This is a genomic window from Pseudorhodoplanes sinuspersici (assembly GCF_002119765.1).
In the GTDB taxonomy this organism is placed as follows: domain Bacteria; phylum Pseudomonadota; class Alphaproteobacteria; order Rhizobiales; family Xanthobacteraceae; genus Pseudorhodoplanes; species Pseudorhodoplanes sinuspersici.
The window spans coordinates 552,501-568,644 of record NZ_CP021112.1; the positions used below are offsets into that span (position 1 = coordinate 552,501).

Annotated in this window: 14 protein-coding genes (1 of these 14 running past the window's edge); 7 read left to right on the forward strand and 7 right to left on the reverse strand. The window is 61.5% G+C overall.

All coding sequences use genetic code 11. The annotated features are described in order from the left end of the window. Positions 1–853, forward strand: the end of a protein-coding gene (locus CAK95_RS02765) for a M23 family metallopeptidase (RefSeq protein WP_086086433.1). Its footprint begins 1,139 nt before the window's first position; 853 of the gene's 1,992 nt are visible here — the last part of the coding sequence; its start codon lies beyond the left edge, outside the window; its stop codon occupies positions 851–853. A 176-nt stretch (positions 854–1,029) separates the two neighbouring features. Here CAK95_RS02765 and clpB read toward each other — a convergent pair whose 3' ends face one another. Then, complete coding sequence (clpB, locus tag CAK95_RS02770) at positions 1,030–3,630, reverse strand: ATP-dependent chaperone ClpB (RefSeq protein ID WP_086086434.1); 2,601 nt, start codon at positions 3,628–3,630, stop codon at positions 1,030–1,032. A 260-nt stretch (positions 3,631–3,890) separates the two neighbouring features. Here clpB and CAK95_RS02775 point away from each other — a divergent pair, with 260 nt between their 5' ends. Further along, on the forward strand, positions 3,891–4,649 hold the full coding sequence (locus CAK95_RS02775) for an MOSC domain-containing protein (protein ID WP_086086435.1): 759 nt from the start codon (positions 3,891–3,893) through the stop codon (positions 4,647–4,649). A gap of 21 nt (positions 4,650–4,670) precedes the next feature. Here the strand turns inward: CAK95_RS02775 and CAK95_RS02780 are convergent, their stop codons facing one another. Beyond that, entirely contained in the window at positions 4,671–5,450 is a 780-nt protein-coding gene (locus CAK95_RS02780) for a FecR family protein (RefSeq protein ID WP_086086436.1), read from the reverse strand. 171 nt (positions 5,451–5,621) lie between these two features. On the opposite strand from CAK95_RS02780, the gene CAK95_RS02785 reads away from it, so the two are divergent. Beyond that, positions 5,622–6,782 (forward strand): hypothetical protein, encoded by a 1,161-nt coding sequence (locus CAK95_RS02785; RefSeq protein ID WP_086086437.1) that lies wholly within the window; start codon positions 5,622–5,624, stop codon positions 6,780–6,782. A gap of 67 nt (positions 6,783–6,849) precedes the next feature. Then, positions 6,850–7,584 carry a pyrimidine 5'-nucleotidase gene (locus CAK95_RS02790; protein ID WP_086086438.1) on the forward strand — a complete coding sequence of 245 codons (735 nt, stop codon included), beginning with the start codon at positions 6,850–6,852 and terminating at the stop codon, positions 7,582–7,584. A 34-nt stretch (positions 7,585–7,618) separates the two neighbouring features. On the opposite strand, the gene CAK95_RS02795 is transcribed toward CAK95_RS02790, so the two are convergent. Then, positions 7,619–8,611: a Bug family tripartite tricarboxylate transporter substrate binding protein gene (locus CAK95_RS02795; protein ID WP_086086439.1), complete on the reverse strand. Its 993-nt coding sequence runs from the start codon at positions 8,609–8,611 to the stop codon at positions 7,619–7,621. 163 nt (positions 8,612–8,774) lie between these two features. Between CAK95_RS02795 and dapD the strand changes: the two genes are divergently transcribed. The 3 genes from dapD to ppc all read left to right on the forward strand — a co-directional run bounded on the left by dapD (position 8,775) and on the right by ppc (position 13,802). After that, on the forward strand, positions 8,775–9,620 hold the full coding sequence (gene dapD, locus CAK95_RS02800; RefSeq protein ID WP_086086440.1) for a 2,3,4,5-tetrahydropyridine-2,6-dicarboxylate N-succinyltransferase: 846 nt from the start codon (positions 8,775–8,777) through the stop codon (positions 9,618–9,620). Positions 9,621–9,622: 2 nt separating this feature from the next. Then, a complete protein-coding gene (gene dapE, locus CAK95_RS02805; RefSeq protein WP_086086441.1) occupies positions 9,623–10,780 on the forward strand; it encodes a succinyl-diaminopimelate desuccinylase in 1,158 nt (385 codons plus the stop codon). A 274-nt stretch (positions 10,781–11,054) separates the two neighbouring features. Then, complete coding sequence (ppc, locus tag CAK95_RS02810; protein WP_086086442.1) at positions 11,055–13,802, forward strand: phosphoenolpyruvate carboxylase; 2,748 nt, start codon at positions 11,055–11,057, stop codon at positions 13,800–13,802. A gap of 7 nt (positions 13,803–13,809) precedes the next feature. Here the strand turns inward: ppc and CAK95_RS02815 are convergent, their stop codons facing one another. Genes CAK95_RS02815 through CAK95_RS02830 form a run of 4 tightly spaced genes read right to left on the reverse strand, consistent with a single transcriptional unit; the run spans position 13,810 to position 16,041 of the window. Continuing rightward, positions 13,810–14,280 (reverse strand): anthrone oxygenase family protein, encoded by a 471-nt coding sequence (locus CAK95_RS02815; RefSeq protein ID WP_086086443.1) that lies wholly within the window; start codon positions 14,278–14,280, stop codon positions 13,810–13,812. A gap of 2 nt (positions 14,281–14,282) precedes the next feature. Continuing rightward, positions 14,283–14,765: a MarR family winged helix-turn-helix transcriptional regulator gene (locus CAK95_RS02820; protein ID WP_086086444.1), complete on the reverse strand. Its 483-nt coding sequence runs from the start codon at positions 14,763–14,765 to the stop codon at positions 14,283–14,285. A 34-nt stretch (positions 14,766–14,799) separates the two neighbouring features. Beyond that, positions 14,800–15,537, reverse strand: coding sequence for a tRNA pseudouridine(38-40) synthase TruA (gene truA / locus CAK95_RS02825; RefSeq protein WP_086086445.1), 738 nt, complete (start codon positions 15,535–15,537; stop codon positions 14,800–14,802). Between the two features lie 3 nt (positions 15,538–15,540). Beyond that, positions 15,541–16,041, reverse strand: coding sequence for a GNAT family N-acetyltransferase (locus CAK95_RS02830; protein ID WP_086086446.1), 501 nt, complete (start codon positions 16,039–16,041; stop codon positions 15,541–15,543). Between the last annotated feature and the right edge of the window lie 103 nt (positions 16,042–16,144).

Consider the following 16,144-nt stretch of genomic DNA (forward strand, 5'->3'; position numbering starts at 1 on the left):
GGAAGCGCGCGAAGAGGAAGAAGACGACGGCACCGGCGTCCGCCTCTATCAGAGCATTTACGAGACCGCATTGCGCAACCAGGTCCCGCGCGCGGTCATCGACGAAATGATCCGCGTCTATTCCTATGACGTGGACTTCCAGCGCCGGGTGCAGCCGGGCGATTCGTTCGATGTGTTCTATGCCGGTGAAGATGAAACGCCTGGCGGTGAAACCCGCAACGACGTCTTGTATGCGGCGTTGACCATCGCCGGCGAGCAGAAGAGATTCTATCGCTTCCAGTCGCCTGACGACAATGTCGTCGATTACTATGACGAGACCGGCAAGAGCGCCAAGAAATTCCTGGTGCGTAAGCCGCTTGCTACCGACGCGATCATGCGATCAAGCTTCGGAGTCCGCCGCCACCCGATCCTCGGTTACGCCAAGATGCACACCGGTGTGGACTGGTCTGCGCCGAACGGCACGCCAATTTTCGCCGCCGGCAACGGCGTTATCGAGAAGGTCGGCTGGGAAGGCGGCTACGGCAAGTATGTGCGCATGAAGCACAATAACGGCTACGAAACAGCTTATGGCCATATGACCGCCTATGCCCGTGGCATCGAGCCTGGCGTGAAGGTCCGGCAGGGCCAGGTGATCGGCTTCGTTGGATCGACCGGTCTTTCGACCGGCGCGCATCTGCATTTCGAAATCCTGGTCAACGGCCGCTTCGTCGACCCCATGCGTATCCGCTTGCCGCGCGGCCGCGTACTGCAGAACCAGCTTCTGGCCGCGTTCGAGACCGAACGTGACCGCCTCGACAGCATGATGGCCAGAGCCAATTCCCGCGTGGCTCAGAGCGCGGCAGCGACGCGGTAGCGACGCGGTTCGGGGGACGCTTGCAAAGCAAGCAAACTCGGTATCAAGACACACCACTTGTGAAAATGGATTCCGGATCGCGCCAATCCAAGTCGACCGCAGCCGACTTGGATCATGATCCATTCCGATCTCGATTAAACCCGCGATCGCGCGTGCGCGTCCGGAATGACGCTGGTTTAAGCCGCTTCCTTCACAGCCTGGCCATTGAAGGTCAGCCCGCTCTTGCCGGCCGAGACCTTCACCTGATCGCCATCCTTGACCTTGCCGGACAGGATCAGTTCGGCCAGTGGATCTTGCAATGACTTCTGGATCACGCGTTTCAATGGGCGTGCACCATAGGCCGGATCGTAGCCCTTGTCCGCCAGCCACTCGCGGGCTGCCGGTTCGAGCGTGATCGTGATCTTGCGTTCGTCCAGAAGCTTGAGCAGGCGCTGCAACTGGATATCGACGATGCGGCTCATGTCTTCGCGGCGCAGCCGGTGGAACAGCAGGATCTCGTCGACACGATTGAGGAATTCCGGCCGGAACGCCGACCGCACCACCGCCATCACCTGATCGCGCACAGCATCCGAATCCTCGCCCTCCTTCTGGTTGACCAGGAATTCGGCGCCGAGATTCGACGTCATGACGATCAAGGTGTTGCGGAAATCCACCGTACGGCCTTGTCCGTCGGTGAGCCGTCCGTCATCGAGCACTTGCAACAGGACGTTGAACACATCCGGATGCGCCTTCTCGATCTCGTCGAACAAGATCACCTGATAAGGCCGGCGCCGCACCGCTTCCGTCAGCGCACCGCCCTCCTCGTAACCGACATAGCCGGGAGGCGCACCGATCAGACGGGCGACCGAATGCTTCTCCATGTATTCCGACATGTCGATGCGCACGAGTGCATGCTCGTCATCGAACAGGAATTCAGCGAGGGCTTTCGTCAGCTCGGTCTTGCCGACGCCGGTTGGGCCTAAGAACATGAACGAGCCGATCGGCCGGTTCGGATCCTGCAGGCCGGCACGGGCACGGCGCACCGCGGTTGAAACCGCCGTCACGGCTTCCTTCTGACCGATGACACGCTTGGTGATCTGCTCTTCCATCTTGAGCAGCTTCTCACGCTCGCCTTCCATCATCCGATCGACCGGAATGCCGGTCCAGCGCGACACGACCTGCGCGATATGGCTTGCCGTCACAGCCTCCTCGGCCAATACAGCACCGGCCGCACTCTGCGCCTCGACATCCGCCAGCGCCTTTTCCACCTTCGGGATGCGGTCGTATTGCAATTCGCCCGCACGCTGATAGTCGCCGCGGCGCGTTGCATCCGCGAGGTCATTCTTCAGCTTGTCGAGTTCCTTCTGCAGGTCGGCGGTCTGGCTCAGCTTGTCCTTTTCGGACTTCCACTTCGCCGTCAGCGCGTCGGCCTTCTCTTCCAGATCGGCCAGTTCTTTCTCGAGCCGCTTCAGCCGCTCCTTCGAGCCGGCGTCGGTCTCCTTGCGCAGCGCTTCCTGCTCGATCTTCAGCCGCACGATTTCGCGGTCGAGATTGTCGAGCTCTTCCGGCTTGGAATCGATCTGCATGCGCAGACGCGCGGCTGCTTCATCGACCAGATCGATCGCCTTGTCAGGCAGGAAGCGGTCGGTGATGTAGCGGTTCGACAAGGTCGCAGCCGCAACCAGAGCCGCGTCGGCCACCCTCACCTTGTGATGCGCCTCGTATTTGTCCTTCAGTCCGCGCAGGATCGAGATCGTGTCCGGCACGGTCGGTTCTTCGACGAAAACCGGCTGGAAACGCCGTGCCAGCGCCGCATCCTTCTCGACATGCTTGCGATACTCGTCGAGCGTGGTGGCGCCGACGCAATGCAGTTCGCCGCGGGCAAGTGCCGGCTTCAGCAGATTCGAGGCATCCATCGCCCCATCGGCTTTACCGGCACCGACCAGCGTGTGCATCTCGTCGATAAACAGGATGATCTGGCCGTCCGAGGCGGTGACCTCGGTCAGCACGGCTTTCAGCCGCTCCTCGAACTCGCCGCGATATTTCGCACCGGCGATCAAGGCGCCCATGTCGAGCGCAAGCAGCTTCTTGTCGTCAAGTGAATCGGGCACGTCGCCGTTGACGATGCGCAGCGCCAATCCTTCAACAATCGCGGTCTTGCCGACGCCGGGCTCACCGATCAGCACCGGATTGTTCTTGGTCCGCCGCGACAGCACCTGGATGGTGCGGCGGATTTCTTCGTCGCGGCCAATGACCGGATCGAGCTTGCCGTCACGTGCCGCCTGGGTCAGATCGCGGGCGTATTTCTTTAATGCGTCATAGGCGTTCTCGGCAGTCGGCGTGTCGGCCGTGCGGCCTTTCCGGATCGCCTCGATCGCAGCATTCAGGTTCTGGGCGGTGACGCCTGCCTTCTGCAGGATCTTCCCGCCCTCGCTTTCGCGATCCATGGCGAAGGCCAACAGCAGGCGCTCGACGGTGACATAGGAATCGCCCGCCTTCTGCGCGATCTTTTCCGCCTGGTCGAATATGCGCGCCAGAGCCGGCGCCATCTGCGGCTGGCTGGCGCCGCCGCCGGATACTTTCGGCAACTTGTTCAACGCAGCTTCGACCGCGGTCAGCGCCTGCTTGGCGTTGCCGCCCGACCGGTCGATCAGACCGGCGCACAGCCCTTCCGGGTCATCCAGCAGAACTTTTAAGAGATGTTCGGGGGTGAATTGAGGGTGGCCCTCCCGAAGGGCCAAAGAATGCGCAGACTGAATGAAGCCGCGCACACGCTCGGTGTATTTTTCAAAATCCATAGTCGCTCCCTTTCGGCCTGATCCGCGGCCCTCTAGGAGGCACCTGCGGAGCATCGGGGTGTTGTCCTGGCGCAAAAGTCTTCGAAATTTTTCAAGACCGCGACGCCAGAACGCTACCGGCGGACCCCGGCCGGGCATCCGCAAGTTCCGATGTAAGAAACCACCCTTCAGCCGGAAAGAGGGGCAGGATAAATTTCCCTTCCATCCGTGGGCTGTTTCCATTGGCATCTCAACCGATGGCCCGTTAACAAGTCGAGGCCATGACCGCTCGAATTTCAGCAATCTATCGTTATCCGGTGAAGGGCCTGTCGCCCGAGCCCATGCCGGCCGTCACCCTGATGCCCGGCCTGACGCTGCCGGCCGACCGGATGTATGCGATTGAAAATGGTCCTTCCGGGTTCGATCCGGCAGCGCCCCAGTATTTTCCGAAACAGCGCTTTCTGATGTTGATGCGGAACGAGCGTCTCGCCGCCCTCGACACCCGTTTCGATCATGCAACGCATGTGCTGACCGTCCGCCTCAACGGCAGCGAGGTTGCAACCGGCGACCTGCGGACACCGGAAGGACGTGCCGCGATCGAGAATTTCTTTGCCCGCTACAGCGCCGACGAATTGCGAGGACCGCCAAAGGTTCTGCAGAGCGACGGCCACAGCTTCTCGGATGTCGCCGCCAAGGTCGTGTCGATCATCAACACAGCGTCGGTCGCAGCGGTTGAAAATACGGTCGGCGCACCGGTCGATCCGCTGCGCTTCCGCGGCAACCTCCTGGTCGAGGGCTGGCCAGCCTGGCACGAATTCGATCTGCTCGACCGGACGCTCGCCATTGGCGACGCACGCCTGAAGGTGGTCAAGCGTATCGTCCGTTGCGCGGCGACCAATGTCGAACCGTGCACCGGCATTCGCGATATGGAAATCCCGAAGACGCTGATGCAGGCCTTCGGGCATATGGATTGCGGGATCTACGCGCAGGTGATCGACGGCGGCACGATCGCGCCTGGCGACACCGTCACTCAGGTGTAGCGCACCGTCAGGCGGCTGGCCTCAGTTACAGAAGCTGTTGGTACAGGAACCGGGATTTGGATTGGGATTGTGCGGCGGGATGTAAGCGCGGCCATTGATCGCGTTGATCTGGTCGATCGCCTGCATCTTGTCGAATGGCACGCGATTGTCCTGCGGATCGCCAGAGAATGACCAGCCGTAGAGCGGGAAAGTCAGGCCGGCCGCGACGTTGATGATGGTGCCGTCATAAGGCACGGGCCCTTTCACCTGGCCATTGGCGCTGATGACGAACGCCGTGCCAGGCTTGGTGAGCTGATAAGTCCGCCCGCTGGTCGTGCGGATGCTCACCGCGCCCTCGACCAGCAGAACGACGGACTGTCCATTCTGCACAAGCAGGTCGATGACGGTGCCGCGGATGCCGAGTGTCGCAACCGGCGTTTTGATCGAATAATTGTTCGGGTTCTGAGCACCGGTGACAAAGCGGAACGAGCCTTGCACCGCATTCACCGCCACCCGCCCAGCGCCCTTATTCGGATCGTAGACAAACTTGTCGAGCATCAACTCGGCTTTCGGCCCGAGGCTGAGAACCGTCTTGTCGAGAAACAGAAGCTGCGCCGTCGAGGCATCGCCGGTCTTGATGCGCTCATTGGCATAGACCTCGCTGCCCACCGCCAGCGCGCGCGCGCCGCGTCCCTGAACCTGGTTTTTGACCGCCGATGCCACTCCGATCTTGGAATCGACGCTGAATGCAGGCGCGGCCCCAAGCCACAGGCAGGACAGGGCAACAATGGCGGAGATCGGCGAAAAAAGGGATTTGCGCATAAATATTCGCTACTGTTTTACCGGAGAGATCCTCCAGAGTGTGGTCGAAGAACCACGGCCAGGGGTTCACTTTCCACTCACTTTTTTCTGCATAGCCGACCTGCGTGGATTGCGCTAGACGAAGGCCGCAATTGGCGACCCGGAATTGCGTGGCAGTTGGGGCGGAATGACGTGAGCGTGAAGCGGGGTTTGGCGTGGCTTCTGGCCACGTTTTTTATTGTCTCAAGCGGGTCTGGACTTCGCGCTGACGAACTGGACGCGCTGTATGCGCGCATTCTGCGCGAGCCGGCCAATACCGAGCTGAATCTTCGTTTCGCGAGGCTTGCCGAAGACAGCGGCAAAATGCGCTGGGCGCTGGCCGCTTATGAACGCATTCTCGTCAACGACCCGGATAATTTCGAAGGCAAGGTCGGCCTGATGCGCGTGCGCCGCGCGATGCAGCCGTCGTTTACGCTGGTCACCGCCGAGCTCGGGACCGGCTATGAATCCAACCCGATGTATTATCTGCCGGGCGGCAAAGGCGACTGGTTCACGCAAGGCTCGCTTGCCTTGCGCGACGAACGCAACGTCAATGGCCAGCGCTGGCGCACCAATGGCATCGTCGCCGGCCAGATCAACGGCCGTTACGGCGATCTGAATTACGGTTATGCCGGCGGCGAAAGCGGACCGATCTTCGATCTGTTGCCCGGCCTCAGCGTCAATCCGCAGCTTGGCGCTGCGGCCTCCTATTTCAACGATCGTTTTTATTACGGCGAAGGATCGGGCGCCCTCACCTTCGAAGGCACGAACGACGGCTTGTATTCGGCCTTGCGTCTTCGCGCCGCCTATCGGTCCTACGACGATTATTTCCCCTCGCAACACGGCTGGTACTACGAAGCACGCCTGCGCTTGGCTAAACCGGACGTGCTGGGCGACGGCAGTGTCGCGATCCTGTCGCCTTACGTGTTGTGGAGCAATATTTCCGGCGCCGTTGTGAATGCGCTTGTCACGGAAATCCAGCCGGGCGCTTACACCGAATGGGGCGGCCGCCTCGAAGTCTACAAGACGGCAACGCAATGGCTGACGCTCGGGGCAAGCCTGACGGTGAGCCGCCGCGACTATCGGCACGACGTTGTGGTCGCGACCGGCGCCGACCGCAAGGACACATTGATCATCCCGGGAGCGACGGCGCTTCTTCCTGGTTTCTTCTGGAAAGAAGCCGATCTGCGGCTCGACTACCGCTTCCTGCGCAACAACTCGAACGACGCGACCAAGGAATTCGACGATCATATCGTCAGCGCGACGATGGTGAAGCGGTTCGATCCAACCCTGCCGAATTGGGGCTTGCAGTAACTCCGCGGGAACTCAAGCCCACAGACGCGACTGGAATTAAACCGGCGGCTCCGTTACAGAAGCCGCAATGACCACCAATCAAGACAACGCAAATTCGGGTCGTCCGAAGACCGGCGGCGGGGTGAAAACCTTCTCCCATGTCGATACCTGGATCTTCGACCTCGACAACACGCTCTACCCGCACCACCTGAATCTCTGGCATCAGGTCGACATGCGGATCCGCGACTACATCGCCAATTATCTCAACATCGCGCACGATGAAGCCTTCAAACTGCAGAAGGACTATTACCGCCGTTACGGCACCTCGATGCGCGGACTAATGACCGAACACGGGATGCAGCCGGACGACTTTCTCGAAGTCGTGCACGAGATCGACCATTCGCCGCTCGAACCAAACCCGGCGCTCGGCGATGCGATCGAGAAGCTGCCCGGCCGAAAACTCATCCTCACCAACGGCACGCGCAAGCATGCCGACGCGGTGATGCGCCGGCTCCAGATCCATTCGCATTTCGAGGATGTGTTCGACATCGTCGCCGCCGAGCTCGAACCCAAGCCGTCAGCAAAGACCTATGATCGTTTTCTCGATCGCCACGGCGTTGATCCGACAAAATCGGCGATGTTCGAGGATCTGTCGCGCAATCTGGCGGTGCCGCACGCGCTCGGCATCACCACCGTTCTGGTTGTGCCGGAGGGAACGCGCGAAGTGTTGCGCGAGGATTGGGAAATGGAAGGGCGGGACGATCCGCATGTCGATCATGTGACCGACGATCTCGTCGCGTTTCTGAAACGATGCCTGCGCTAACATTAGATGTCGCGCAGGCACCCGTGCTCATGCATCAATCGAGGCTGACACCGCTCGCCTTGATGGTCGCGCCCCATTTGTCGATTTCGCTATCGAGAAATTTCTTGAGATAGGCCGGGTTCGCCTGGGCGACAGGAACGAAGGCCGAGCCGACCTTCTTGAGGCGATCGGGCAGGACCGGCGTCTCGATCATCGTCACCGTGGCCTTTTGCAGTTTGTCGATCACCGCTTGCGGTGTCCCCTTCGGCACGAAGAAGCCGCTCCAGAACGGCGCTTCGAAATTGCTGATCCCCTCCTCGATTGCCGTCGGCACATCTGGCGCCAGCGGCGAGCGGACCTTGGTCAGCGATGCGAGGGGATTGAGCGACTTGTTGTCCATCTGCGGAATGGCCGCGGCGCCGAGCGCACAGATGTAATCAATGCGGCCCGCGATGGCATCCTGCATCGCCGGCGCCGAACCGCGATAGGGCACATGCACGGCGTCGATTCCCGCCGCCGCATTCAGCTGCGCGCAGCCCAGATGCGACGCCGAGCCGACACCGGCCGAGCCGTATTGCAACTTGCCGGGGTTGGCTTTGGCATAGGCCAGGAAGTCCTTGAAGGTCTTCGCCGGCAGATCCTTGCGAACCATGAGAATGATCGGCTGCTCGGCCACGAGCGCCACCGGCATGAAATCGGCCACCGGGTCGTATGGCAGCTTCTTGTACAGCGCCTTGCTCATCGCAAAGGTGTCGATGCCACCCATGACGAACTGATAGCCGTCCGGATCGGCCTTGGAGACGCGGGCAACGCCGATCGTCCCGCCGGCACCGCCGACATTCTCGATCACCACCTGCTGGCCGAGTACTTCCGAGAGCCGCGCCGCGAAGATGCGCCCGACAACGTCGGAGGCACTGCCCGCCGCGAACGGAATGACCAGCGTGACGGCCCTGTTCGGCCAATCCTGGGCCGGCGCCTGTGTCGCCAGCGGAACAGACAAGGTCATCGCCACGGCAGCAGCACGTAACAAACGTGAGCAAACTTTCATCAGTCCTTACCTCTGTTTATCGCCGCGCCACCCGGCAACCCTGCACCGACGCGGCGGCGCGCAGTGTCCAGCAATTTGCGTGCCGTCCCAAATCGAAATCGCGGCATTGACAGGGGCCAATTGGTCGCGCCACACCTGCCGCGCTCATTTTCCGGGGGATTGCATGCCGCACGATCAACTCGCCAAGACTATCGACGAGGCTTTCGACAAGCGCGACACCGTTACCGCCGCCACGACCGGCCTGGTACGCGAGGCCGTCGAGCAGGCGCTGGGCCTCCTTGATTCGGGTGCGGCCCGCGTCGCCGAACGCCAAGCGGACGGACAGTGGCAAGTCAACCAGTGGCTGAAGAAAGCCGTGCTGCTATCGTTCCGGCTCAACGACATGAGCGTCATCCAGGGCGGCCCCGGCGAGTCCGTGTGGTGGGACAAAGTCCCCTCCAAATTCGAGGGCTGGACCGCCGACAAATTCAAGAGCGCCGGTTTCCGCGCCGTGCCCAATTGCGTCGTCCGCAGATCCGCATTCATTGCTCCCGGCGTCGTGCTGATGCCGTCATTCGTCAATCTCGGCGCCTATGTCGATTCCGGCACCATGGTGGATACATGGGCAACGGTCGGATCCTGCGCGCAGATTGGCAAGAACTGCCACATCTCCGGCGGCGCCGGCATCGGCGGCGTGCTGGAGCCGCTGCAGGCGGGTCCGGTGATCATCGAGGACAATTGCTTCATCGGTGCGCGCGCTGAAGTTGCCGAAGGCGTCGTGGTGCGCGAAGGCTCGGTGCTGTCGATGGGTGTCTATCTCGGTGCCTCAACCACCATCATCGATCGCTCGACCGGCGAGATGTTCCGCGGCGAAGTGCCGCCCTACTCTGTCGTGGTGTCGGGCACGATGCCCGGCAAGCCACTGCCGAACGGCCAGCCCGGCCCGAACCTTTATTGCGCGGTGATCGTGAAGCGCGTCGATGAAAAGACCCGCTCCAAGACTTCGATCAACGAGCTGCTGCGAGACTGAAAATGTCCGCCGATCCCGTCGCCATCGCCCGCGATCTTCTGCGCTGCCCATCGGTCACACCGGCCGAGGGCGGCGCGCTGGTCTTCCTTGAGAAGACACTGAAGGCCGCAGGCTTTACGACGCATCGCATGACCTTCTCCGAACCCGGCACGCCGGATGTGGAGAATTTCTATGCGCGGATTGGCACCGGCTCGCCGCATTTGATGTTCGCCGGGCACACCGATGTCGTTCCGCCCGGCAATGAAGCGGCCTGGACGCATCCGCCTTTCGCTGGCGAAATTGACGACGGCGTTCTTTACGGGCGTGGCGCGGTCGACATGAAGGGCGGCATCGCTGCCGCTGTTGCGGCCGCACTCGATTATCTCGCAGCAAAAGGCGGCAAGCCAAAGGGCTCGATCTCGTTCCTGATCACCGGCGATGAGGAGAGTGTCGCGATCAATGGCACGCCGAAGCTGCTCGACTGGGCGCACAAGCATGGCGAGACATTCGATCACTGCATTCTCGGTGAGCCGAGCAATCGCGATGCGCTCGGCGACACCATCAAGATCGGCCGGCGCGGCTCGCTGAACGGCACGCTGATCGTTCACGGCAAACAAGGGCACGTCGCCTATCCCGAACGCGCCGACAACCCGGTCACCGGCCTCGTTGCACTGATCGCCGCGTTGAAGGCCGAGCCGCTCGACCACGGCAGCAAGCTGTTCGATGCCTCGAACCTCGAATTCACCTCGATCGATGTCGGCAACAAGACCGTCAATCTCATTCCCGGCGAAGCCCGCGCCCGCTTCAACATCCGCTTCAACGATCTGCACAATCAGGAATCGCTGAAGACGCTGCTGGAGAAACGCGCGCTTGCGGCCGGCGGCGGCAAGATCCGGTTTTCTTTCGAATGGGAGCCCTCGAACGCCGACGTGTTCGTGGTCGAGCCCGGTCCCTTCACTGATGTCGTTGCCAATGCTGTGACCGAGATCACCGGCCGCCAGCCGATCCTCTCGACCACCGGCGGCACGTCCGACGCCCGTTTCATCAAGAATTACTGCTCGGTCGTCGAATTCGGCCTTGTCGGCCAGACGATGCACGCGATCGATGAGCGCGTGCCGGTCAACGAACTCGTCGCGCTGACGGCGATCTACCGGAAGATTCTGGATCGCTATTTCGGCTGAGCCGCTGTTAGCGGCTTGCGAACGCTGTACACGCCGAAGCAAGGATCACGCGGAAAGTGTGCTGCTTAATTGAAGCGCACGATCAATTGATAGGCCATACGGAGCAACGTCGATGGCCGAGACAAACAGCATCGATCGTACTCGATATGTTAGAGCACGATGTCGTCCGAAAACCGCTTCGCACTTTTCGGCATCGTGCTCTAGTCTCGACCGGTATTGATCCCGAGCCGCACCACGTCCAACAGGCGATGGCGCCCAATGATCGGAACCGGCAATGACAGGCACGCTCAAGACCTCGGCCCCGAAGGGCGATTCTTCGGCTGATGCGCCTCTGATCGAGGACATTCGGCTGCTCGGACAGCTCCTCGGCGCAACCATTCGCGAGCAGGAGGGCGAAAGGGTTTTCGAGCGGATCGAGAATATCCGCCGTCTCAGTGTTGCGTATGAGCGCAACGCCGATGTTGAGGCCGGCCGCAAGCTGGACGCCGTCCTACGCGCCCTGACCACCGAGGAAGCCATTCTGGTGGCGCGCGCCTTCAGCTATTTCTCGCATCTCGCCAATATCGCCGAGGATCGTCACCAGATTCGCCGGCGGGATACGGACGACCAGCCCGGCGACCTCGCATTCACCTGCGGGCTGCTGAAGTCGGCCGGTGTCTCGTCCGCCGCAGTCGCGCAGGCCCTGCAGCGCGGCATGGTTTCGCCGGTGCTCACCGCTCACCCGACCGAGGCCCGGCGCAAGACGTTGCTGGATGCAGAGAGTTCAGTCGCAAAGCTGTTGGCTGTGCGGGATCACCTGCGTGGACGCGAGCGAGACGACAATGAGGCGCAGTTGAAGGCCCGCGTGGTGCAGATGTGGCAAACGCGGCTGCTGCGCTTTTCCAGCCTGACCGTCCGCGACGAAATCAAGAATGTGCTGAGCTATTACCACACCACGTTTCTTCGCGAGATTCCCCGCCTCTATGCCGAGCTTGAAGAGCGCTTCGCAGGAACGCGCATTGCGCCATTCTTCCGCATGGGGTCCTGGATCGGTGGCGATCGCGACGGCAACCCCAATGTGGATGCTGAAACACTGAAGGAGGCGTTCCGCCAGCAATGCGAGACGGTGCTGCGGCACTATCTGAATGAAGTGCACGAACTGGGAGCGGACCTGTCCATGTCCCGCCTCCTTGTCGGCTGCACAGACGAACTGACAGCCCTGGCCGACCGCTCCGGCGATACCAATCCCCATCGCGATGATCTGCCGTATCGCCGCGCTTTGATTGGCGTCTATGCGCGCCTTGCTGCAACACTTGAGAAGCTGACCGGCACGGCTGCGTTACGGCATGCCGTCACGCGTGCCATGCCCTACGAAAGCGCGGTCGAGATGCAGGCTGATCTCGCCGTGGTCGAGGCGTCTCTCCGATCCCATCACGGCGAGGCGCTGGTGCCGTTGCGGCTTGCGCCGTTGCGGCGCGCGGTGGAAGTCTTCGGCTTCCATCTCGCGACCGTCGACCTTCGGCAGAATTCGGACCGGCACGAGGAAACGTTGGCCGAGATGCTCCGCACCGCGCGTGTCGTGCCCGATTATGCCAGCCTCAACGAAGCAGAGAAGCAAACGCTGCTGCTTCAGCTTTTGCGTGACCCGCGTCCGCTGCGCATCCCCGGCACGCCCTATTCGGATCGCACCGAAAGCGAACTCGCCGTGTTCCGCACGGCGCGTGAGTTGCGTGCGCTGCTCGGGCCCGACAGCGTCCGCCACTACATCATCAGCCACACCGAGGCGGTCAGCGATCTTCTCGAAGTGCTTCTGTTGCAGAAAGAATCTGCGCTGATGCGCGGTGTTCTTGGGGATGCCGACGCTTCCGTCTCGCTTCTTGTCGTTCCGCTGTTCGAGACAATCCCCGACCTGCACAAATCCGCGGCGATCATGCGGGACTTCTTCGCGCTGCCCGGCATCCACGACCTGATCCGCAACGCGGGCGGACAGCAGGAGATCATGCTCGGCTATTCGGACAGCAACAAGGATGGCGGCTTCTTCACCAGCAATTGGGAGCTTTATCGCGCCTCCACCGCGCTTGCTGCTTTCTTTTCCAAATGCGACGGGATTACGCTCAGGTTGTTTCACGGACGCGGTGGAACGGTGGGCCGCGGCGGCGGCCCGAGCTATCAGGCCATCCTTGCGCAGCCGCCGGGAACGGTGAATGGCCAGATCAGACTCACCGAGCAGGGCGAAGTCATCGCATCGAAATACGCCAATCCGGATATCGGCCGGCACAATCTCGAGGCGCTGGTGGCGGCGACGCTCGAAGCGACCTTGTTGGAGACCCGTCAGTCCGCGCCGGAGGATTTCACCACCGCCGCCGAACGGATTTCGGAAGCGAGCATGGCGGCCTATCGCGCGCTCGTTTACGAGACTCCGGGCTTCGTCGACTATTTCTTCAGCGTCACACCGATTGCCGAAATCGCCCAGCTCAATATCGGCTCGCGTCCCGCCTCACGCCGGGCGACCCGACGCGTCGAGGACCTCCGCGCAATACCGTGGAGTTTTTCGTGGGGCCAGGCGCGGGTCAATCTGCCGGGCTGGTTCGGCTTCGGCTCGGGCGTCGAAACCTTCCTTGCAGACGCGCCGCAACAGCGCATGGCGTTGCTGCAACGCATGTATCGCGACTGGCCATTCTTTCGCGCCCTGCTCTCCAATATGGACATGGTTCTGGCCAAGACCGACATGGCGCTGGCGAAACGTTATGCGGATCTGTCGAGCGACCACGCGCTCGCGCGGCGGATCTTCACAACGCTGGAGACAGAATGGACGCGGACCGTCACAGCCCTCAACAGTATCACCGGCGTGCAGGAGCGGCTTGCCGACAATCCGACGCTCGCGGGCTCGATCCGGCACCGGTTTCCCTACATCGCGCCATTGAACCACCTGCAGGTGGACCTCATCCGCCGCTGGCGGCAGGGCGCCCAGGACGAGCGAACCCGGCGGGGCATCCTCATTTCCATCAACGGCATCGCGGCCGGGCTGCGCAATACGGGCTGAGTACGCGTCACGTCGCCGCAATAGCGGCGCCGGGCTGTGTCTTCACATCACGCACAAGTGCAACCGCAAACAACCCGGCTGCGATAACACCGAGCAGACTCCGTACTGCATGCAGCCAGCCCCATTGCTCGACCAGCGCGCGGCTTGTCTCTACGCTCGCCGATGAAGCCATCGTCATCAATGCATGATTGATCGGATTGAGCATCAGCAAAGTGTACGGCCAGTTGGCCAGGATCAGAAGCGCGCCAATCAGCCACAGCGCGTTGCGCGACCGGAACCAGATCCAGATCGCTGATAATCCCGCCAGGATCGCAAGTCCGCCCTGGATCTTCATGGCCGGCGGGTAACTCGATGCCCATTGCAGCAATTGGGAGCGATCATCCATCAGCAATCGCGAAGGCTGCTCGACGATGCTGATGTAGATCGCGATCGCAGCAAATGCAGCCGCGCAGGTGAATGTGGCAAGGCGTTGCAGCATGACTACACTCCTGACTTGGTTCGTTGTCTGACCGGTTTCAGTGCGACTTCGACGGTTGCCCGCTCGCGGATCGTCCGCAACACGGTCAGTGCGGTCTCGACCTCATCGGCTTTCAGCGTAGCGCCGAGATTCTTTGCCCAGGGAAGCTGGCGCGCCATGGCCGCATCGAAAGCCTTTCGTCCGGCCGGCGTCAGCAGCACCAGTTGTGCGCGTTGATGCCGCGGATTCTCCTCGAAACGCAGCAAGCCTGCCGCCTCGAGATCGTTGGCAATGCGTTGCACGGCCTGCCGCGTCAGCCCCATATCGCGCGCGATCTGCGCCACCGGCAATCGCTCCGGCGCCAGCGCGATCGCACCAAGCACCTGCCAGCGCGCGCTGGTGAGGCCAAGATCGGCAACAAGGTCGTCGCCAGCCGCGAGCAAGCGCCCGTTAGTCCGGAAGATTTCCAGAATGAGGTCGGTCAGTTGCGCTGGGCTCGGCTTCATCACGACAACATATTGTCATTTTGACAACACGCTGTCAATAGTCCACTTTCACCAGATACAGGCCCTCTGCCGGAGCCACTTGTCCGCATTTCGTCCGATCGCGTGCCTGCAGAATGCGGGTGATGTCGTCCGCACTCCATTTGCCTTCGCCGACATGCACTAGCGATCCGACCATCGAGCGCACCTGATTGTGCAGGAACGACCGTGCGGAAACGAGCACGTTCACATTCCAGCCATCGGTTTCGATATCGAGTTGATCCAGCGTCTTCAGCGGCGACTTCGACTGACATTCGGTCGAGCGAAATGTCGTGAAATCATGCTTGCCAATGAGCCGCTTCGCCGCCTCGCGCATCGCCTCGATATCGAGCGGACGACCGACGCGCCATGAGCGGCCGGCATCGAGCGCCAGATCCGGCCGCCGGTTGACGATGCGATAGAGATAATGTCGCGCGTTGGCCGAGAACCGCGCATTGAAATCGTCGCCAACACGTTCAGCGGCAAGGATCGCGATCGGCTGCGGCCGCAGATAGAAATTCAGCGCATCGCGCACCGTCCCGCCATCATGTTCGCTGCGCAGGTCCGCATGCGCGACCTGACCCAGCGCATGCACACCGGCGTCGGTGCGTCCCGCGCCCTGGATCGTGACGCGCTGGCCGTCGAATTGTGCGATCGCGTCTTCGAGTGCGCCCTGAATGGTCGGCGCATCGGCCTGATATTGCCAGCCGCGATAGGGCCGGCCGTCATATTCGATGAGGAATTTGTAGCGTGGCATCCGTCACAAGCCCGCAAAGGCGGCAGCATACCGCACATCGCCGCCGGCCGGCGCGTCGTCCGACAGACGCAGCGCTTGCAGATACGGTCCGTCATAGGGTGTGCGAAAGGCTGAGGCCGCAGCAACATCGAATCCGAAGCGCGAATAATAAGCCGGCTCGCCAAGGACAATGATCAAAGTCTCGCCCATAGCTTTCAGTCGCGCGACCCCTTCGCGAACCATCTTTTGTCCGACACCGTGCTTCTGCTCCCGCGGCAGCACGGCCACAGGCCCGAGCGACACCCCATTTGCATGCTTGTCATTCGCGTCAATTATCAGCCGGGAAAATCCGCAATAACCGACAATCCCGTTCTCACCTTCCGCGACAAGCGAAAGAAGCAGATCCCCATCGGCGCGCAAACGATCAACGAGATCGGCCTCGACGGATACGCCGAAGGCGGCCTTGTTGACCGAACGAATGGCGTCGTGATCGTCCGGCGTTTCGGTTCTTACGAGAATCGTCATGGATCGACCTGGTATTGCCAGCCACGACAAGGACTATCCTTATATTCGATCAGCAAACGATGACGCGGCACGATTGATCTACCTCAAGGGCGAAAGACGCAGA